This window comes from Pseudohongiella sp. O18 (assembly GCF_021729085.1).
Taxonomy (GTDB): domain Bacteria; phylum Pseudomonadota; class Gammaproteobacteria; order Pseudomonadales; family Pseudohongiellaceae; genus Pseudohongiella.
Genome location: NZ_JAJSAR010000002.1, coordinates 579,978 through 600,935, shown reverse-complemented (window position 1 = coordinate 600,935; position 20,958 = coordinate 579,978). Strand labels below are relative to the sequence as shown.

General features: G+C 54.5%; 16 protein-coding genes. 8 read left to right on the top strand and 8 right to left on the bottom strand.

The genetic code is table 11. From position 1 onward, the window contains the following. Positions 1-92: 92 nt before the first annotated feature. The 3 genes from LVD14_RS10065 to LVD14_RS10055 form a co-directional block, all read right to left on the bottom strand. Positions 93-1,733: a long-chain fatty acid--CoA ligase gene (locus LVD14_RS10065; protein WP_237133953.1), complete on the bottom strand. Its 1,641-nt coding sequence runs from the start codon at positions 1,731-1,733 to the stop codon at positions 93-95. A gap of 242 nt (positions 1,734-1,975) precedes the next feature. Beyond that, positions 1,976-2,380, bottom strand: coding sequence for a hypothetical protein (locus tag LVD14_RS10060; RefSeq protein WP_237133952.1), 405 nt, complete (start codon positions 2,378-2,380; stop codon positions 1,976-1,978). A 306-nt stretch (positions 2,381-2,686) separates the two neighbouring features. After that, positions 2,687-4,258 carry an FAD-dependent oxidoreductase gene (locus tag LVD14_RS10055; protein ID WP_237133951.1) on the bottom strand — a complete coding sequence of 524 codons (1,572 nt, stop codon included), beginning with the start codon at positions 4,256-4,258 and terminating at the stop codon, positions 2,687-2,689. A 470-nt stretch (positions 4,259-4,728) separates the two neighbouring features. Between LVD14_RS10055 and LVD14_RS10050 the strand changes: the two genes are divergently transcribed. From LVD14_RS10050 to LVD14_RS10030, 5 genes are all read left to right on the top strand, one after another. Next, the gene (locus LVD14_RS10050) at positions 4,729-7,008 is read left to right on the top strand and encodes a winged helix-turn-helix domain-containing tetratricopeptide repeat protein (RefSeq protein WP_237133950.1); all 2,280 of its coding nucleotides are present in this window, start codon (positions 4,729-4,731) and stop codon (positions 7,006-7,008) included. A 202-nt stretch (positions 7,009-7,210) separates the two neighbouring features. Next, positions 7,211-9,748 (top strand): TonB-dependent receptor plug domain-containing protein, encoded by a 2,538-nt coding sequence (locus LVD14_RS10045; protein ID WP_237133949.1) that lies wholly within the window; start codon positions 7,211-7,213, stop codon positions 9,746-9,748. 68 nt (positions 9,749-9,816) lie between these two features. Then, positions 9,817-10,452 carry a c-type cytochrome gene (locus tag LVD14_RS10040; protein WP_237133948.1) on the top strand — a complete coding sequence of 212 codons (636 nt, stop codon included), beginning with the start codon at positions 9,817-9,819 and terminating at the stop codon, positions 10,450-10,452. Positions 10,453-10,492: 40 nt separating this feature from the next. Beyond that, positions 10,493-11,017 (top strand): RidA family protein, encoded by a 525-nt coding sequence (locus tag LVD14_RS10035; RefSeq protein ID WP_237133947.1) that lies wholly within the window; start codon positions 10,493-10,495, stop codon positions 11,015-11,017. Between the two features lie 138 nt (positions 11,018-11,155). Continuing rightward, complete coding sequence (locus LVD14_RS10030) at positions 11,156-11,740, top strand: MaoC family dehydratase (protein ID WP_237133946.1); 585 nt, start codon at positions 11,156-11,158, stop codon at positions 11,738-11,740. A gap of 4 nt (positions 11,741-11,744) precedes the next feature. Here the strand turns inward: LVD14_RS10030 and LVD14_RS10025 are convergent, their stop codons facing one another. The 3 genes from LVD14_RS10025 to LVD14_RS10015 all read right to left on the bottom strand — a co-directional run bounded on the left by LVD14_RS10025 (position 11,745) and on the right by LVD14_RS10015 (position 14,345). Further along, positions 11,745-12,701: an NAD(P)H-dependent flavin oxidoreductase gene (locus LVD14_RS10025; protein ID WP_237133945.1), complete on the bottom strand. Its 957-nt coding sequence runs from the start codon at positions 12,699-12,701 to the stop codon at positions 11,745-11,747. 71 nt (positions 12,702-12,772) lie between these two features. Further along, positions 12,773-13,777 (bottom strand): zinc-binding alcohol dehydrogenase family protein, encoded by a 1,005-nt coding sequence (locus LVD14_RS10020; protein ID WP_237133944.1) that lies wholly within the window; start codon positions 13,775-13,777, stop codon positions 12,773-12,775. Positions 13,778-13,892: 115 nt separating this feature from the next. After that, on the bottom strand, positions 13,893-14,345 hold the full coding sequence (locus LVD14_RS10015) for an Hsp20 family protein (protein ID WP_237133943.1): 453 nt from the start codon (positions 14,343-14,345) through the stop codon (positions 13,893-13,895). A 440-nt stretch (positions 14,346-14,785) separates the two neighbouring features. On the opposite strand from LVD14_RS10015, the gene LVD14_RS10010 reads away from it, so the two are divergent. Both LVD14_RS10010 and LVD14_RS10005 read left to right on the top strand, forming a co-directional pair. Continuing rightward, positions 14,786-15,397: a TetR family transcriptional regulator gene (locus LVD14_RS10010; protein WP_237133942.1), complete on the top strand. Its 612-nt coding sequence runs from the start codon at positions 14,786-14,788 to the stop codon at positions 15,395-15,397. A gap of 87 nt (positions 15,398-15,484) precedes the next feature. Beyond that, positions 15,485-17,152, top strand: a complete 1,668-nt coding sequence (locus LVD14_RS10005; RefSeq protein ID WP_237133941.1) for a hypothetical protein — start codon at positions 15,485-15,487, stop codon at positions 17,150-17,152. Here the strand turns inward: LVD14_RS10005 and LVD14_RS10000 are convergent. Then, a complete protein-coding gene (locus LVD14_RS10000) occupies positions 17,085-18,503 on the bottom strand; it encodes a transglutaminase-like domain-containing protein (protein WP_237133940.1) in 1,419 nt (472 codons plus the stop codon). The genes LVD14_RS10005 and LVD14_RS10000 overlap by 68 nt on opposite strands. A 19-nt stretch (positions 18,504-18,522) precedes the next feature. Further along, entirely contained in the window at positions 18,523-19,695 is a 1,173-nt protein-coding gene (gene purT / locus LVD14_RS09995; protein ID WP_317622730.1) for a formate-dependent phosphoribosylglycinamide formyltransferase, read from the bottom strand. A gap of 292 nt (positions 19,696-19,987) precedes the next feature. On the opposite strand from purT, the gene LVD14_RS09990 reads away from it, so the two are divergent. After that, positions 19,988-20,950 (top strand): D-2-hydroxyacid dehydrogenase, encoded by a 963-nt coding sequence (locus tag LVD14_RS09990; RefSeq protein ID WP_237133939.1) that lies wholly within the window; start codon positions 19,988-19,990, stop codon positions 20,948-20,950. The last annotated feature ends 8 nt before the right edge of the window (positions 20,951-20,958 follow it).

The window sequence follows — 20,958 nt, the reverse complement described above, 5'->3', positions numbered from 1 at the left end:
GAGGAAACCAGGGGCAAATAGCGGAAACCTGATGGGCAACGGGCAGCTCAATATCGACAAGATACTGTGCTGCCCGCTGAGACCCGATTGGATTATCGCTGATCCGGCAGCTTATAACCGTCAGACTCAAGTTGTGCACGCACAACCTTCTTGTCCATCTTGCCAGTGGCCGTCAACGGGATACTGTCAACAAACAGGACATCGTCAGGCAGCTGCCATTTGGCAAACTTCTGTTCACAGTGGGCAAGCACCTGATCCGCAGTCACATCGACACCGGGCTTCTTGATTACCAGCGCCACCGGCCGCTCATCCCATTTCGGATGCGGATGCGCGACGACACAGGCCTGGGCTACCCCGGCCATGCCGGCAATATGGTTTTCAAGATCCACTGAGGAGATCCACTCACCACCCGACTTGATCAGGTCTTTGGAACGGTCGGTAATGATGATGTAGCCTTCCGGGTCAATCTTGGCAACATCGCCGGTAACCAGCCAGCCATCGTGGAACTTGTCCGGCTGAGGATTGTTGAAATACTCAGAGCAAATCCACGGACCACGTATCAGCAATTCACCAAATGCTTTACCGTCATGTGGCAGAGCATTCCAATTGTCATCAAAAATCTCTATCTCTAGCCCGGGAATCGGCAGGCCGGCTTTAGCCTGATTGGCAGCGCGCTCGGCATCGGACATTTCCAGATGCTTTCGCTTGCCAGTCCGGCGGCTGATGGTCGCCAAAGGGCTGGTCTCTGTCATGCCCCAGCCCTGCACCATTTCAACGCCCAGCTCATTCCAGAACCATTCAATCAATGACGGGGGTGGCGCAGAGCCGCCACAGGTCAGACGAGTCAGCGTCTTGAACTCATATTTGCCAGGATTGGCTTCCATCAGACCTTTAATGCCCTGCCAGATGGTCGGCACACCGGCAGAAATGGTGACATCGCAGTCCCGAATCAGTCGCGCCAGATGATCGGGAACCATGAAACGATGCGGATAGACCTGTTTCATGCCCAGCATTGTGGCAACCCAGGGCAGACCCCAGGCGTTGGCGTGGAAAAGCGGCACAATGCCCAGCAGTGTATCCGTGGCTGAGAGCCCCATGACGTCTGTCATGGCGATGGAGATAGTGTGGAGATAGTTAGCCCGGTGGGTGTACATCACGCCCTTTGGTTTACCGGTCGTGCCGCTGGTGTAACAAAGCCCCATGGGTGAGTTTTCATCAATTTCCGGCCATTCATAGCGGGTCGGCTTGTCTTTGATGAACTCCTCATAGTCGACCGCATTGGGCAGCGAGGTAGACCAGTTTTCAAAGCCTGGCTCAGCGGCGACAACAATTTTTTCAACGCTCGGCATCTTGCCTTCAAGCTTTTCAAGCAAAGGCAGGATGTCCGCATCAACCACAATAATTTTATCCTGGGCATGAGTGATGATGTACTCAAGGTCCACTGGCGAAAGGCGGATATTCAGGGTGTGAACCACTGCCCCCATGCACGCGATGGCGTGGTAGCACTCGAGATGTCTGGCGCCATTCCACATAAATGTGGCAACGCGATCCCCAATCTGGACACCGGCATCATTCAGGGCATGCGCGAGCTGGTGCGCGCGATTACGGGTTTCCAGCATGGTCTGGCTGCGAACGCCAGTTTCGGTGGCCGTCTGCACCTCCACCTCGGGTTGCAGCATGGCGCCCCTGTCCATCAGCCGGTGCATTAATAAGGGAGTCTGTTGCATTGTCATTTATTCTGCTCCTGGTGGCACGATATAGAGATAGCAAGACTAAACCAGGCAGATACGCAGTTCAACAGATTGTGAATCGATTCAATTTGTCATGCAAAACCGCCTGATTCGCTTAAACGCGTCAGACCTCACTTTCGCAGTAACAGCTTGATTTTTTATGCAGTAAATAGCGGCTCTCGCATCAGTCCTGATGCAGAGCCGCCAAAGAACAACCCTCTAAACAGTCAGATGAATAACAACTATCACTGACGCGTATACGTGGAGCTCATCAATACTTCACCGGCCTCATTGGTCTGCACCATCTCCACCTTTGGACTTGTAGGGCCGAACAACCATTTGGCCGTGATATAGACACGATTGAACACGGGAGGAAGGGTCACGTAACCACCGACAAGATTGGTGGACTGCCCCATGCCGACACCATCCCACATGCATGCGGCTTTACCACGTGACTCGACACGATAATAACCGTCGCCAAACTGGGGCTCCGGGATATTGATCTCGGTTATCGTCAAGGTACACTCATCACCTGCATCAGACACATAAACACCTTCGATCTGGGCCAGCGCAACAGGTGCCATCAAGGACAGAGCCACTCCGGCCATTGCACTTCGCCACACGCCGCGCTTGCTTGCATTTTTCATCATGTCTTTCCCCTGCTCTCAGTTGGATCATAAAAATTGCATGGCTTGTCAGGTCTCGCAAAATAATAATTTGCGGACGCACCCGACTGTTTATTCAGTCTTTTTGCTTTAGTTGAAAGGGTGCAGGTGGAATAGTAATCAAGCGCCACGGCAGCGCTTTGATTTAAATCAAATGACGATTGCGACAATTGTACAAGCGCGTAAAAAAGAAAGGCTGCTCCGGCAAACGCCAGAGCAGCCACAAGAGACTACCCATCAAGAGGAACTTCAAGTACTACAGATCTGGCAGGGTTCCCGACCTGCCAGCCATCAAGCGGCGGCTTCCGACCGCACGCGTTGATCCAGGTGTGCCATTGCCCAGTGTGCAGATTGAATCGCACTTTCCATCCAGGCCGACTTACGACTGATTTGATCTCCGATCATGTAGTGACGCCCGGCAGGTTGCTGCAGCAGTGAATACTGCACTTCCCGTTCGGGTGTCATGCTGCCCCAACGCGCAGAACAGCCCAGCATATGATTCATGCGGTGCCAGGCGATGGTGATACCGTGCTCGGCCATCTCGCGATACTGCGGGTGAATCTTTTCACCCTGAGACAGCATCTCTTCAATTCTCTCTTCCTGTGTCAGACGCTGCCAGCGATCACCACCGCCGTAGTCATAGGCAGCGAGCATCACGCCCTTCTGCTTGAGCAGCCCGTGGAAGGGATACCAGATTTGCCGAATCGGTTGATTGGTCCAGGTGATCCCGCCATAAATCTCTTCATCTTCCCAGAAGCGCTGCTTCATCTGGAAGGCACCTTTATAAGCAACACCGCGACGGATCTGTTTCATCGCTTCGCGATATTCTTCAGGGAAGTTATTTTCAATACCAACCATCAGGTGTGCAGGGATACAGTTAAAGACGTAATCAGCAGTGATAGTGTGGCGTTCGCCATTCTGGTCATAGGTCACATCAATGCTGTCGCCATGATCATGCACAGCCATGACCATGGCGTGGTACTGCACTTTGCCCTCAAGCTTGCGCAGGAAGCCTTTGATGATATTGTCCATGCCATGAACCGGCTGCATCAGCATCGGGGCTGTCTCGCCTTCGTTTTCGAGCAGCACGGAACGCAGCAGGCCGGTATCGGCTTTCAGCAGGTCACGGATCTGAATCATTTCTTCCTGCACCGGGTCGGATATAAACCCACCAGAGGCATAGCCACTGCGCAGACTGCCGGTGTAGCGTCCGTCCTGGTCCAGGTCGCCAAACTGACGAATCAGCGTTACGACCTTGCTGGCTTCCTCATCCGTAAAGGGCTGGTCGAGTTCTGCGGCATTAAAGCCCTTGAACATCATCTCGGCCATGAAGCCTTTCAGGTTGGTGCTGATATCGATATTGCGCATGGGCTTGCCGCCATTCAGGTCGGGATCATGCACCAGCGCGTTTTTGTTCTCGTTGATGAACATTTCCAGCTCAACTCCGAGTTCCTTGCAGTAGTTCAGTACATTTTTGTGTGAACTGGGAATTCGGGCAGCACCGCAGTTGAAGTAAAGATGCGGCTCATCATCAAAATTACAGATCTGGGGGTTGCCGATCTCGTCGATCAGGTCTCCGTGGCGAACTGTCATGACTCGTCCACCGCAGCGGTGGGATGCCTCCAGCACGGTGCAGTCATAACCTGCTTTGCCAAGTTCGTAGGCCGTCGTCAGGCCGGAGATACCTCCACCCAGTACAACAACCCGCTTGCTCTGTCCGTTCAGTGGCATCAGGTTCGGCACACTGGCCGAGGTGCTGGCGGGAATCAGACCCAGCGCTCCGCCTACGCCGAGTACGGCAGCGACACCGCCAGTGGCGGCAATTAGATTCAGAAATTCACGACGCGTTACGGGTTTTGACACTTGCGATATCCTCTGCAGTCCATACTTCTACTTCTTGGCCGAGTGGCCGGGCTGGCGTCTATGCACCATTGGCTGATCATCGGTGACACCATTATGCGCATGCCACAGCAAAAAGTCCTGCCCGAAACATACCAAAAACCTACCCGGTTCACCCTGGCAACATTCCAGGCCCAAGCGAAACGCCCTGTTTTAGTGCGCTACCTTGCTATCGGCACCAAATGCTGGCGGCTTGAGTCCGCGCCACACGCGGGACGATCAGAACTCCCGTGTGCAATGTGGCATCATCAATGCGTGGCCTCAATCTTGCATCGTCAGGCGCTGGAGATATTCAGCGCCTGCCTCTCGGCACAGCCATGACCATAGTCACTACGCTGTCAGGGTAAGCCTTGATATAACGCAACATGTGCACGTAAATGCTTGACGTTCGGTGCCGTTTTTGTTTGCATAGATGGATACAAGAAAGATTGCCTATGGCCGATAAAACAACGATAAAAATGCAGGACTATCAACTCGTAAAGGTCGGTGACTGGGAAGTGTCGCCGGGCGCCTGCACTGTCTCGAAAAACACCTCCGGCACCGCTCAAGGCCAGCATAACCCAGCTGGCGAACTCATCGAGAACAAAGTTACGCCACGCAGCATGGATGTTCTGCGCCTGCTCATCGAGAACGCCGGCCAGGTAGTCAGCCCCACTCAGATGCTTGAGAGTATCTGGCGCTCTCCTATCGCCACCGACCACGCTGTCCACAAAGCCATTGCAGAGTTACGCGGCGCATTACAGGACGACGCGCATAAGCCCATATATATCAAGACGATACCAAAACGCGGCTATACTTTGATCGCGCCTGTGACGGCTGTGGCCAGTCACGTTGCCGAGGATGAATCAAGCACTGATAATTCTGACCCACAAACTGCAAATCGGTTCCCGGGCGCGTCTGTTGGCGGGACATCCGCTGACCCGCGATCAATTCACGCCGCACAAAGCACACACACAGAATCTCCCACCGCGGGTGGCTGGTCTGGCGCCCTGTTTGGCTGGCTGGACCATCGCCCGCTCTGGCAACGATTTTTTGCGGCCGCGATGTTGATTGCCATGGTGGTAGCAGCCCCTGTTCTCATCAAGAGCCCGGAATCGACGCCAGCAGCTGACGGCGTTGTGCGACTTGCGGTACTGCCTTTCACCAGCCGCGATTTCAGTGACGAGAATCAGATCCTGGCCGAAGGTATCCGTGAATCTCTGATTCATGGACTGGCAAAACTTGGACATCTGCAGATCCTGTCACGCCCTCGTGGCGCCGAAATGATCAATGCCTCCATGTCTCGGGGAGGCCGCTATGACGATGCCTCGGAGCTATACAATGCAGATCACATCCTGCAGGGCAGTGTCATGATGTCCGAGGGTCATCTGCGCGTTATCGTGCAACTGGTCCGCGCCAGCGATGGGCTGCGCGAATACTCAGATCAGTTCGATCTGCCCATGAACGATATATTCGCTGTCCAGGATCAGATTGTCGAAAATGTGGTCGATGCCCTGCGCATATACCTCAATGACAGCGAACGTGAGCAGATGCGCGATTGGGGTACAACCAACCCTCTTGCCTATGAACGATTTCTGCGCGGCGAGTTCTACAATAACCAGTTCAATCCTGCCGACTGGCAGCGCGCCATGGACTACCACCGTAATGCTATCGAACTGGACCCCGATTTTCTGAATGCCTACCACGGCCTGGCCACAGCCGCCAATAACCTTGCGGTATACAGCGCAGGAGAACGTATTCACGAGCTGCTACAGGTTGTGCTGGACGTTCACCGGGAAATCTCCCGCATAGATCCGGACAGTGAAATACTGGACTCCATCCATGCGATCAAACTACGGATGCGAGGCTCCAGCTATGTACAGCAGGAAATGCAGCTACGCGAACAGATACTGTCCGGCAACCCACCCCGCTTTGCGATGGCGCACTATGCGCTCCTGCTGATTGGGGCTCGTATGTACGACGAGGCCTCCCAGTTTCTGGACCAGGCGTCCGAGGTTGGCCCCTTTGAGATATCTCCCGACGAAGTCTGGAGCTACAGGCACAACGTGATGACACCCTCAGAGGCTGTCATCGCGCGTAAAAACGAATTGCAGCAGCGACCATACCATGTGTCCTATCTGGGATCGGTGGCTGTAAACCTGGCACTGCTGGGGGACTTCAGACAGGCACAGATCTATCTGACCCAGCAGCGCGAGGTCGATCAGGACGGTATCCTGACACACTACAGTGAGTCAGTGATCAACTTTCTGGCAGGCAATATCCGGGCAGATGACAACAGTTATCTAGGCGCCATGCGTGACGAGCCCGACTTCTACTTCAACAACGGCGTGCTGGCCTTTATGGCAGGCGATATCGACACCGGTGTCGCCTACTGGCAAAACCTGCAACCGGTTCATCTGCGTCGTCTCTTCAATGTCACCCACGCGGCGGAAAAGCTTTTTCCCGACCACGTACTTGCATCATCTGACTATCAGGATCTGCTTGAATCCCTGGGAGCGGGTATCAGCTGGCAACACCGGCTGATGGAAGGTGTAATGGCGATGGAATCGATCACAGGCATTTCTCTTAGCCGCCGATCTCGTGACGCCTATGAGAATCAGCAGTTCATGCAGAAAAATAATCTGTGGAATGAGCAACAGTGGGCGGAATACGAGCATCACAAGACCCAGCGTCTGACCCAGGCGTCCACCCTGAACGCTGCTCGAGTCCACTAAGTCAGAATCTCTCAAAAGCCGCGCCATACGTGAGCTGGAGAGTGTTTTAGTAGGTATTGAGAAGGTTTTAGGGAGGACTTTGCACATGCGCTGATCTAATAATCAGACTGCCGTTGGGTCAAAAACCATATAACAACTCCAGCCGGCATGCTCTTACTCGGTTCACGAACAAGACGCACTTACTACATAAAAGGAAATATCAATGAACAAGTCACTAAAACTCTGCACACTGTCATCGTCACTGGTGCTGCTGGGCTCGTTGACTGCTGGCGCTCAGCTGGCATACGGCCAGGAAGCGGCTCCGGAGCTCGAAGAAGTGGTGGTCACCGGTTCCCGCGGTGCACCGCGTACTGCCCTTGAATCAGCAGCGCCCATCGACGTGTTTTCCGCTCAGGACTTCCAGGACCAGGGTACCGCAGACATGAATGATCTGCTGCGCAACCTGATTCCAACATTTAACGTAGACGTTCAGGACATCAACGACTCCAACTCGCTGGTACGCCCGGCGACACTGCGTGGTCTGCCGGCAGACGATACGCTTGTTCTGGTTAACGGCAAACGTCGTCATCGCTCTGCAGCAATCCAGTTCGGCCGTCAGGGAACCCACTTCCCGGACGTCGCCCAGATTCCACCGATCGCCCTGCGCCAGGTAGAAGTGCTGCGTGACGGCGCATCAGCCCAGTACGGTTCTGATGCCATCGCCGGCGTAATCAACTTCCTGCTGAAAGAAAACCGTGACGGCGCCACTTTTGAAGCCAAGCACGGTCGTCTGACTGAAACTGACGACGGCATGCTGAACTACTACGCCGGTAACGTGGGCCTGCCACTCGGCCCGGACGGCTTCGTCAGCCTGAGTTTCGACCTGACTGACCAGCGCCGCAGCGACCGTTCCGTGCAGCGTGGTGACGCGCAGGCGCTGATTGACGCCGGCAACAACGCTCCACGCGTTAACGTGCAGCGCCAGGGTCTGCCCGACTCCGAGCTGGTTAACTTCTTCATGAACTCCGGCATCCAGTTGAGCGCCAACCAGGAACTGTATGCTTTTGCTGGTTATGGCGAGAAAGAAGTTGAGCTGGGTTTCTTCTACCGTAACCCGGAAAACCGGGGTGGCGTATTCACAAGCGGTTCACGTCAACTTTTTGCGGATCTGACCCCCAACGACGGCGTTGGCTGCCCGAATATTCCACGCGGCGTTAATCCGCAAACCGGCGTGACCAGCTCGCTGGCAGCACGTGATGCAAGCGCGGCCAACCCCAACTGCTTCTCATTCGCCGAGTGGTTCCCGGGCGGTTACACGCCTGACTTCGGTGGCACAAACGTTGATACCATGGCAGCTGCCGGTATCCGCGGCGAGCTGGATGATGGCACCCGTTACGATGTCAGCATCAACAACGGCTTTAACGAGATGAAGTACTTCATCTACAACACCGTCAACCCGTCCATGGGTCCGGATTCACCGACTTCATTTGAGCCGGGTATCTACACCACGATTGAGAACACCGTTAACGTCGACCTGGTAAAAGGTTTTGACGTTGGCATGTACTCCGACCTGAACATCGGTTACGGTGCAGAATGGCGCCGTGAGATCTTCAAGGTAAGTAACGAAGATCAGGACTCATACCGCATTGGACCATATGCCAACCAGGGCTTCGGTGTAGGTTCTGACGGCTTCCAGGGTTTTGGTCCGGACCAGCAGGGTTCATGGGATCGTAAGAACTGGGCCTTCTACGTGGATATGGAAATTGACGTGACTGAGCGCCTGTTACTGGGTGCTGCGATCCGTTACGAGGATTTCTACAACACCTTTGGTGACACCACCAATGGTAAGTTGAGCGCCCGTTACCGTCTGACAGATACCATGAACATCCGTAGTACTGTGAGCACCGGTTTCCGTGCCCCGTCGCCCGGCCAGGCCAACATCTCCAACATCTCTACCGGTGTTGTTGATTCCATCCCGGTTACACAGGGTCAGATTCCGCCAACCAACCCGATCTCCCAGCGTTTTGGTGGTACCGAGCTGACACCAGAAGAAGCAACCAACTTCAGTATTGGCTGGACCGCGGAACTCGGACCAGTTGACCTGTCTGTGGACTATTACCGCATCGATATCGACGACCGTATCCTGAACTCCGCGACCTTCGACATTACGCCGCAGATCGCTCAGGAACTGGAAGATTCCGGTATCTCCGGTGCGCGCAGCATCGTGTCGTTCAACTACTACACCAACGACATGTCCACCACCAACGAAGGTGTGGAAGTGGTTGCGTCCTGGGACATGGACTGGCAGAACGCTGGCACCACCAGCTTCAACGCCTCTTGGGCTTATCAGACACAGGAGCTGAAGGAATTCACACCTGGTTTGCTGACCCGCGCCAACGTGGCTGACCTGGAAGACGGCATTCCCAAGAATCGTCTGAACTTCCGCGCCAACCACAACTATAACGACTGGCGTTTCACGCTGCAGGCGAACTACTACGATGAGTACTTCCGTGTGCCAAGCAATGCGAACCCGGCTCGTGACTACTGGGTAGGCGACAAGACCATCTTCTCCAGCGAAGTGGCCTACACCTACGACAACCGCTACACCTTCATCATTGGTGCTGACAACCTGTTCAACACCATGCCAGAGCGGGTACGTCCCGTGGACTTCAGTGCTACCAGCAGTAATATCTACCTGACTGATGGTGCATTCAGCCCGAACGGACGATTCCTTTACGGTCGCGTACAGATCAATCTGTAAGCGTTAAGCGGACCAAATGGGGGGACGGAGCCGTGCTCCGTCCCCTTTTTTAACGAGAGTGGATTTGCATGATGAAAGCCAAAAAAGCAGGATTCTGGGTTAGTCTGGCGCTGGGTGCCGCACTGTGCACAACTGCACAGGCAGCGACAATCGATGGCGTAGAAGTCAGTGACCGGTTCTGTTTGACCTGCCACGGCACCGATGGCCAGGGCAACCAGGGCATTGACGCACCGCGTCTGGCCGGTATGGAGCGCTGGTATCTGAAGCGACAGCTGGAACTGTTCAGGGATGGCCTGCGTGGCACACACCCTGAAGATATCCCCGGCCAGGAAATGCAGCCCATGGCTGAAATCCTGACCGATGAAAGCATAGAGGACATACTGGACTGGGTTGCGACCTGGGAATACAAACCCGCTGAAATTACAATCACCGATGGTAACGCCGAGCGTGGACAGACACTTTATCAACCCTGTGCGGCCTGCCACGGTGCCGATGCCCAGGGTAACGAAGCCATGAATGCACCTGCCCTGGCGGGCCAGAACGACTGGTATATTGTTAATCAGTTAAATGCGTTCAAGAATGGTCACCGCGGCTACGATTCGCGAGACACCTATGGCTCACAAATGGCCCTGATGGCCCGCGCCATTCCTGACGAGCAGGCCATGAAAGACATTGCCAGTTACATCAACACGCTGGGGCGCTGATACAGCTCATTATCCCAGTTATTATTCAAGGAGAACTTCAATGTCAGTGAGCAATCGATTCAAGCGTTCACTTCTGGGACTCTCGCTGGCTATCAGCCTGCCCTTGATGAGCACCCAGACAAACGCTCAAGATGAAAATGTCATCATCCACCCGAACCCCGGCACCTTTCCCATCGCCAATGCCGTTGAAGTGGGTCCTGGCGCGTCCATCATTTTCCATAGTGGTGTCACACCCGCAGCCGCCAACCCCGATGCCGAGCGCGGCACACCGGAGTACTACGGCGACACAAGAACGCAGGCAATCAGCGTCTTCGAGCGTACCAAAGCCAATCTGGAAAACCTGGGTCTGAGCATGGGCGATGTCGTGAAGATGACCGTGTTCCTCGTGGGTGACCCAGCCAACGGCGGCGAAATGGACTTCGATGGCTTCATGGAGGCCTATCGCATGTACTGGGGTACGGAAGAGCAGCCGCGCCTGCCGGCACGCTCTACTGTAGAAGTGGCTCGTCTGGTTGGGCCACTGATGTTTGTTGAAGTTGAGGTCATTACAGCGAAAACCCGCTGATAGTTACAATCAGCTACAACTCGTATACTATCGGGGAATGCGGCATTGTCTGCATTCCCTTTTTAGTGTCCCAACGTATTTTTTCTCAAGCTTGACCTGTTTGTTTAACGCACAATAAAAAATAGAGAATATACAATCATGTCTCTTACAGATTCGCTACAGGACCTGCGTAATTATCTGCATGACTCCGCGCAGATGACTACAGATTCGCAGCTGCGAAATTATGTTAAAACCACGTCGCTAACCCTGGTTGGTGAGGCTCCCCCCTTACGTGTGACACCGGAGCAGGCACAGGCCTATATCGGCCAGGATGTTGGACTGACCAACTGGTTTCTGATATCACAAAGTCTGGTCAATCAATTTGCCGAGTTTTCGGGCGACTTTCAATTTATCCACGTAGATCGACAGCGCGCGGCACGTGAGACCTGTTATGCAGGCACCATCGCGCATGGCATGCTTGTCATGTCCCTGATGCCAACCTTTGCAACCTATGGCAGCCTGAAAATACAGGGAACCCAGCAAAATATCATTTACGGCCTCGATCGCGTCCGCTTTCTCAATCCGGTGCGGATTGGTTCGCGGTTACGCGGCCGCTTCAAACTCCTGAGCGTTCAGGAGCGCAGTGCCAACGAATACCTGTTGCGTCACGCCGTCACTATTGAGATTGAAGGCGAAGACAAACCCGCCTTGATTGCGGACTGGATTGTCGTCGCCGTTCTATAGTGCATTATTGGCAAAGTCTGGAGCGGGCCTCATGGTATTCCCGCTTCAGGCGAGCTACCAGCTCGGCGGTTGATACAACTTCCCGCACGACCCCGATACCTTGACCACAGCCCCAGATATCACGCCAGGCTCGTTTTTCACCGCCACCACCGAAATTCATTTTACTCGGATCCGATTCAGGCAGATTGTCCGGATCCATACCGGCGTTGATAATACTGCCTTTCAGGTAGTTGCCATGAACACCGGTGTAGAAATTGCTGTAGACGATGTCATCGGAGTTGCTTTCGACAATCATCTTTTTGTAGTCATCAACAGCGCGAGCTTCGTGAGTGGCAATAAAAGGCGAGCCGATATAAGCCAGGTCAGCACCCATGGCCTGGGCCGCCAGAATGGCACCGCCGGTGGCAATCGAACCTGACAACAAAACAGGACCATCAAACCACTCACGCACCTCCTGAATCATCGCGAACGGGCTTTTTACGCTGGCGTGCCCGCCTGCACCCGCCGCAACACAGATCAGGCCGTCGGCGCCCTTATCAATGGCCTTGCGGGCAAACACATTGTTGATGACATCATGCAGGGTGATGCCGCCCCAGCCGTGCACTGCCTGATTGACGTCTTCACGAGCACCCAGGCTGGTAATAATGATAGGCACTCTGTACTTCTCGCACAGCGCCATGTCATGGTCCAGCCGGTCGTTGCTACGATGCACTATCTGATTGATCGCAAAAGGTGCCGCAGGATTGTCGGGGTTTTTCTGGTTGTAATCGTCCAGGGTTTCGGTGATTTCTGCCAACCAGTCTTCAAGCTGTTCGGCAGGTCGGGCATTCAGGGCAGGCATGGAACCGATGATCCCGGCCTTGCATTGTTCGATCAGCATGGTTGGATTGCTGATGATAAAAAGTGGTGAACCAACTACCGGTAGCGGCAGATCTCTCAATACAGCGGGCAGGCGTGACATGAACTCTCCCTACGCAAACGAATCAACAGTCAATATTGGTGGTGATGGACGGAATAATCAGAGACTCTTGTTTAGCTCCCTAGCCCCTGCAGAACGACCTTACCCACGGTGTGTTCAGTTTTCATGGCCTGATGGGCCCGCTCCAGATTTTCGGGGCTCATGACACCAAAATTCTCTCCAACCGTGGTTTTTAATTTACCTTGATCGACCAGCTCAGCGACTCGAGTCAGCAGAACATGCTGAGCCTTGATATCTGATGTCGTAAACAGCGGTCTGGTAAACATGAACTCCCAGTGCAGTGACAGGCTTTTCTGCTTCATCAGTTTGATATCAAGCGGCTCTGCAGGATCATCAATCAGCGTCAAACGTCCTTGCGGACGCAGCATGGTGACAAGATCAGCATAATGCTGGTCGGTGCGATTGATCGAGGCCACATCAGTCACATCCTTGAGCCCGGTTGCCTCCAGCTGCGCAGCCAGTGGCTTGCTGTGATCAAGCACGTGATGGGCGCCCAGTTGACTGACCCACTCGCGACTGTGGGCACGCGAGGCCGTACCGATAACGGTGGCAGAGGTCAATTGGCGAGCCAGTTGTATCAGCATGGAGCCGACGCCGCCGCCAGCACCCACGACCAGCAAGGTCCGGTCAGCCGAGGCTTCCCCTTCCTGGATCTGCAGACGATCAAACAGCATTTCCCAGGCAGTAATCGTGGTTAGAGGCATGGCTGCTGCCTCGGCATCACTCAAGGACTTCGGTGCCAAAGCGCAGATACGTTCGTCGACGCACTGAAATTCGGCGTTGCAACCTGCGCGACTGACATCACCGGCATACCAGATTCTATCGCCAGGCTTGAACATGCTCGCCGCACTGCCCACACCCACGACCTCACCGACCGCATCCCAGCCGAGTATCTTTGGCTGGTCATCCGGCGGGGTCACCCGCCCCCGAATTTTGGTATCTACCGGGTTGACAGCAATAGCTTTGACACGCACAAGCACATCATGCGGCCCTGGCTCAGGTTTCTCACATTCAATCAGCGCGAGGGCGTTGGTACCGGTATATCCTACAGCTTGCATAAACGCTTCCTTATTGTCAGATCATCCCCGAGTATACTTGCCTGACAAAAAAAAGGCAGCCCAAAGGGCTGCCTGATAATGGCGAATATTAAAGCATTTAACCTTCCGTGCGGAGTTACTTACCAGCCTCGATCAACTTCTCATTGCTGGCAGAGATCGGGATCTGGCGCGGTTTCATCGCCTCTGGAATCTCACGGCGCAGCTCAATGTGCAGAAGGCCATTTTCCAGCTTGGCACTAATCACACGGACGTGGTCGGCAAGCTGGAAGACCCGTTCAAAGTTTCGGGCTGCAATGCCCTGGTGCAGGTACTGACGTTCGGTGGACTCTTCCGCCTTATTGCCTTTGACCTTGAGAGTCTGATGTTCAGACTCAATATTCAATTCTTCGTTGGTGAATCCGGCCACTGCCATGGTGATCCGGTATTCATCTTTATCCAGCCGCTCAATATTGTAGGGCGGATAACTGGGCTGACTCTGTTCGCGCTGTGCAACAGAATCGAGTAACTGGCTGATATGCTCAAAACCAATGGCTGAGCGGTAAAGGGGTGCAAAATCAATCGTTCTCATAGCTATATCCTCATCAAGCAATATATAAAGTTTGGTTTGTTTGATGCCCATCCTCAGATCTGACATCCGGTCAGCCTCTACGAGCCCTGACCTTAATAACTTATCTGTGGTCAAGGTTTTTTAATTTCAAGGGAGTCTGTGCAAAATTCCGTAAATTTTGTGCAGAGTCAGCAAAGCTGGTCTATAAACAGAATGTGTACAGGGAACGTACACGCCAGTCGTCAGGGAAGGCGGACACCGGAGAAAGCCCCTCGCTTCCTGCTGGATCCGGTGATGCAGTCGGGGTATCGGCCCACTACGGCCGATACCCCGTTTTTTGCCATTTGCCGGGACACCGCCCCCACTCTTCTATACATTCTTCGCTGCATGTATAATCCGTGTCCGTTTATTCAGGTTGTCACGAGCAACCTTCGGTTCAGTATCAAGTACAGGTAAACAGCATGCCACGCAGGACCAAAGAAGAGGCTGAGCGTACCAGACTGCGGATTCTGGAAGCCGCTGTAGATACTTTCTTCGAGAACGGTGTCGCCAAGGCTACGCTGAACGATATCGCGATAAGAGCGCAGGTCACCCGTGGCGCAATTTACTGGCACTTCAAAAACAAGCTGGATGTTTTTGCTGCTCTGCACGAACAGCTGCATCAGTCTGTTTCCGACACCATCCTTGAGGACCTGGAAAACGACCACCCTCACCCGCTCTTGCAACTGGAACGACTGAGTACCGATCTACTCAGAGACCTCGAGAACGATGTCGGACGTTTCAAAATACTGACGATTTTCTTTCTCAAGTGTGACTATTCCGACGAAATGCTGAGCATCCTCCAATACCAGAACAAGAATCGGCGCGAAGGCATCGAACTGTTCTCGCGTTACTTCCAGCGTGCCAAACAGCATGGCCATCTGGCAGCAGACGTTGAGCCTCAGGTTTTAAGTGTTGCGCTTATGGCTTATCTGACAGGGATGGTCTACGAATACCTGACAGACCCTGACGCCATGGCCATGAAAACCGAGGCCAGCAAGTACACACGCCTGTTTTTCCGGAACATTGGCTGAGTTTGCATCAGAGCTTACCGAAGCTGCCGGATTACCCTATAATCAAAACGATTGTTCTGATCCACCAGATTGTCAGGACGGACCTCAGTGTATGCCAGCCGCACACACACAGGGACGGCTCCCAGCCGCTTTTTAATTCTGGTAGCTGTTCCCGCTTCGGCCATTATTCATTTGCTGCTGGCAGCGGCATGGCCGGGTATTGACCTGCGGAACGAGCAGGCTGCGCAATCAGGCCTCAGTGTCGCCATCGATCTGGGAGCCAGTTATTCAGAAATCGCCGCTGTTGCTGGCAACCAGAATTCAAGCGACGCTGCCTCTGCGAGCACACCACCTGCTCCAGCATCCGCGGAATCCCCGCCCATTGAGCTCTCACCTGTAGTTGAAACTTCAAGGCCTGAAACCCTGGCCGAGCCTGTCACTGAGGCCGCAGCCGCCACAGTGACAGCTCCTCAAGAGCAAAACACGCCAACAAGCACTGCTGCCAGTGATCAGCCTGCTGCGATGCAGGTATCAGCGACGCCGATGCCAGCGGAAAGCGCAGAACAGCCAACCATGGAGCCGGCAACAGATCCCCCGCCAGAAATCATGGCGCATCCCGTCACTCAGCCTGTTTCCATGACCACACAGCAGGAACTGGCTGAGGTGATCGGACGACTTCAATCTACCACCGAGGCATCTCTGACAGAGGTGCTGGAGCAGCTGACTACTCAGCCGCCTGAAGGTTATGAAATAAGCGTTTCACAGATAGCAGAATCTGGCCCCACGGCGTTAAGCAGCTACCGGGTGACAATTCAGACCGAACTTGGCGACGGTCTCGCCAGTACGGAGCTTACAATAACTGAACGCCCATTCTCATGGTATGCCAAGTTTATTAATCGCTGGGACAATGATGTGATAATGGCCAACGACCAGATTTTTGGTCGTTTCCACTCGAACAGCCCGGTCAACCTTGAAACTGACTGGCGCGCCAGACCACTCTTCGCAGGCCCTGTCACACTGGCCACGCATCAGTCAATCGGTCGCCGCCTTCGCGAATCGGACATATTCACGGACGAAGTGGAAACCGGCATTGGCCGCATTGATATGCCTGATGCCATTGTGCCAGCAGTTTTCCCGGGACAAGGCAGCGGACTCCAGGTGATCAGCTATGATCAGTACACACAGCTCACCTTCCTGGGTGCAGATGGTTTTAACTGGTATCAGCCCGACACCCAGCTCGGTGGCCACCAGGCATTGACTGATGATGTGCTGATTATTGCCGGCACCGACGACAGCCGGTTTGATGTATCCGGCACCATACATGGGCAGGTCGCCATCTACTCTCCGCACCGTATCACGATTACTGATGATCTGGTTTATGCCGACCAGAGCGCCGGCGCAAATCACCTGCTCAGCCTGACCAGCAACGGCAGCATCGAGATAGCCAATCCCTCAGTCACCGGACCGGGTGATCTGGTCATTCACGGCGCCCTGTTTGCGCGTCAGCGCTTCAGTGTAAGGCGTTATAACACACGCGCGCAGGGGCGCCTGCATATCATGGGCACCCTGGTGGCCGGCTCAATCTCGGCGACCGAGCCTCGCTACACAACGCTGGTTGAATATGACAGCCGTTTCGAATCAATCAGACCACCTGCCTTCCCGACCACAGGCCTGTTCGATATGAGCGAATGGGATCGCGAATGGACGATTACAGCAGTACCTGACGCATTTCCTGAAGGCGCTGATGGCATTGCTCGGCAACCGGCAGACGAATAATGCAGGCCTCAAGAAGAGAAATGGCAACATCCCTTTCTTCGCTCTGCCAGTAGTCGCTGGAGCTATTTAGGTAGGCGGCTTCCAGATTGACCTGAAATACACTGCGGCTGGGGCTCTCCAGATCTTTGCCAAGATACTCGTGATAAACAGATATCACCTGACCCCATTGTTGATTCTCCCAGTGTCTGGCTGCCAGCGACATGTAATATTGCTCTATCGCCTGCAGCGCACCGGCGCGGATCACATGGGCGTCACGCAGTTGATCTGGCGTTTCGGCAAGCAGGGCCTCAGCCAGCCCAAGCCCTTCCTCAACCTTGTTATTGCTCAGCATCCACTCGGCATGATGCGACTGCAAAAGCAGCATGGGCAGCAGCGTATCTCTATCGGTGAAGCGATGCTGCTCGAACAGGGACACCGTTTGCCAGTCAGACAAATAGGGGTCGATTCTCGACATCAGCGCCGTCCAGGCAGCCTCGTCATGTCGCTTCAGGTAGTCAGCCTCCTGGTAGTAATAGACCAGACGGTTATGCTGTGCCACAAGGTCATCCGCCTGCATCAGCCCCTTAAGCTCGGCCATGCGCAGTCGGTCGGCATAGTTCATGCGGTCAACACTGATATGTTGCACCCACATATTCTCAAAGCCTAGTTCAGCAGCGCTGATCTGGCGACGATTTTCATAGTCGCTATAGTCTGCCACCACCAGTCGGCGCTCAGAAAACCATTGCTCGGCCTGCCGCGCAAAAAATTCGGGATCGCGAATTACATCGAATCCGTCTTCGGATGTTGTCTCAACTTCTATTATCTGTCCGTCGTCCAGCATCAGCTGTGCGAAAGCATGGCTGGGCATGATGACGCCACTGGGGTTCAGACCCAGGTATTCCGCCAGCACGATATAGAGCAGCGCCGAACTGATACAGTTATAAACCCCGGTATCCAGGATCTCGGCCATGGCACTCTGATTGGCATCATAGCCGGCGCCAAAAAAATGTCGATGCATCAGCCGCAACAATAGCGCGCCTGTTTCACGCGGACTGTCAGCCTCGATCAGTTCATCGTGGCTGGCCAGGAAACTCAGCAGTTGTTCCCGATAGTGGTGATAGTCGGCTTCTGAGCGGACATTCCCGGATGCCACCAAAAACAGGGCCAGCAGCTCGTCAGCGCTGGCCTGTTGCGCAGAAGCTCCCGTGAACCGGTCAATGACCTGCATCTCAAACGCGGTCAGAGCGGTCCAGGCGGGCTGACCGGGGACAGCAAATGCGCTGCGGTCAATATCGCGCTCATCTGCACTGACGGCCACACTGATCCAGAGCGTCAGCCACAGTGTGCCGAGCAGATACAGTGTTTTTGCCATGGCGACCCGCCTCCAGGTGTCAGACCTTAACCTCGATCGTATTGATAACTCTCAATGCTTTGGCAATAGCTTCATCTACCGACTCACCGTTGGCAAGGGCCACGCCCATCCTTCGCTCACCACGCACTTCCGGCTTGCCAAACAGGCGCAGATCGGTGTCTGGCTCACTCAATGCCTGCGCCAGATTACTGAAGCTCATGCAGTCCGAGTCCCCCGCAACCAGCAGCACTGCAGACGCCGAGGGGCCGCGCTGCCTGATCAGCGGAACCGGCAGGCCCAGAATGGCGCGCGCGTGCAGGGCAAATTCGGACAGGTTCTGTGAAATCAGTGTGACCAGCCCGGTATCGTGCGGGCGCGGTGAAACCTCACTGAAGTAGACCTGATCACCTTTAACAAACAGTTCAACGCCAAAAAGACCATACCCGCCCAGGGCACCTGTTACCGCCTCTGCCACCTCGCGGGCCCGCGCCAGGGCCTGGTCGCTCATTAGCTGTGGTTGCCAGGACTCGCGATAGTCACCACGCTCCTGGCGGTGTCCGATCGGCTCACAGAAACTGGTGCCGTCACGGTGACGCACCGTCAGCAGCGTAATTTCATAGTCAAAATCAACAAAACCCTCAACAATCACCCGGCCTTTGCCGCTACGACCACCGGATTGTGCATACTCCCAGGCTGCATTCATGTCCTCGGGAGTACGGACAATACTTTGTCCCTTGCCCGAGGATGACATGATGGGTTTCACAACGCAGGGAATGCCAACATCCTTGATGGCGTCGAGATACTGGGTTCTGGTGTCGGCGAAACGATATGGTGATGTCGGCAGACCCAGTTCTTCTGCCGCCAGACGGCGGATACCTTCACGGTTCATGGTCAACTGTGCGGCGCGAGCGGTTGGAATAACCTGCCAGCCTTCTGCCTCGAGTAACACCAGCTCCTGCGTCGCAATGGCTTCAATCTCGGGAACAATCAGATGGGGCTTTTCCTGCTCGACGATAGCTCTCACTGCGCGCGCATCCAGCATGTCGATTACATGACTGCGATGCGCCACCTGCATGGCTGGTGCTTTATCATAGCGGTCTACTGCAATTACTTCGCAGCCAAGCCGTTGCAGCTCAATGACTACTTCCTTGCCAAGTTCACCACTGCCCAGCAGCATTATCCGTGTGGCAGATGCCGACAAGGGCGTGCCTATACCTGCCTCACCTGCGCTCGTGCCATGATGTGTGTTGTGTTCTTTGTCTTCAGCTTTGTTCAAAATCGTTCTGCTCTTTCGTTAGTACTATATTGATTCATCAGCGTCACCCAGTGATGCCTGCCCGTCGTCAGCTCACTCGATAGTGGCGCTGTCTTTATCCCTCGCATTCTTCCAGAACGCCTGCTCGGATGGAAGGACTTTGGTTATTGGTTTAAGCTTTGCAGGCAACCTGAAAATCCCGCAGGCTGCATGGACAGCTGCGCATCGCGCTCAAACACGGAAAAACAGCATGACTAGCAGACAGACGAATATCCGGGCCGTTATCCTGGATGCCGCAACACTGGGTTCGGATATCGATTTCTCGCCACTGCAAAACATCACCGATACACTGGAAATACATGATAATACGTCGTCGGATCCGAACTCAGATGAAGTAGTTGCGAGACTGCAGCATGCAAACGTCGCGATAACGAATAAAGTTGTGCTGGACGCACAGGCGCTTGCGGCACTACCCAATCTGCGCTTGATCTGCGTGATGGCCACAGGCACCAACAATATTGACCTGGAGGCTGCTCAGCGCCTGGATATCGAAGTGCGCAACATAACGGCCTATGGAACTGCCAGTGTTGCCCAGCACACCTTCATGTTGATGCTCGCACTGGCCAACCGCCTGCCGCTCTATCAGGACGAGTTGCGACGTGGCCGCTGGCAGTCCAGTGAACACTTCTGTCTGCTGAATCACACAACCATGCAGTTGACAGGCAGACATCTGGTGCTTGTCGGACAGGGCGAACTGGGTTCACGTGTCTCAATGCTGGCCAGTGCCATGGATATGACTGTCAGTTTCGCCGCCCGTCCCGGCAATGAATCGTCAGATAGCCGCCCTCCTCTGGACGCCTTAATTGGCGACGCAGACATTATTTCACTGCATTGTCCCCTGACAGATGCAACTCGTCACCTGATCAATGCCCGGCGGCTTCAAAACATAAAGCCAGGCTGCCTCTTGATCAACTGCGCCCGCGGTGGCCTGATTGACGAACTGGCAGCGCTGACAGCCTTGCGTGAAGGCCGGCTGGGCGGACTGGCTGTGGATGTGCTGCCTCAGGAGCCGCCGCGCGATGGCCACCCGTTGCTGCAGGCGCTGGAGGAGCCTCTCAATCTGATTGTGACACCCCACAACGCCTGGATCTCACCAGAGGCCCGGCAGACCGTCATTGATAAAACCGCAGCCAATATTCAGCGGGGCTGGTAAGCTCTGGC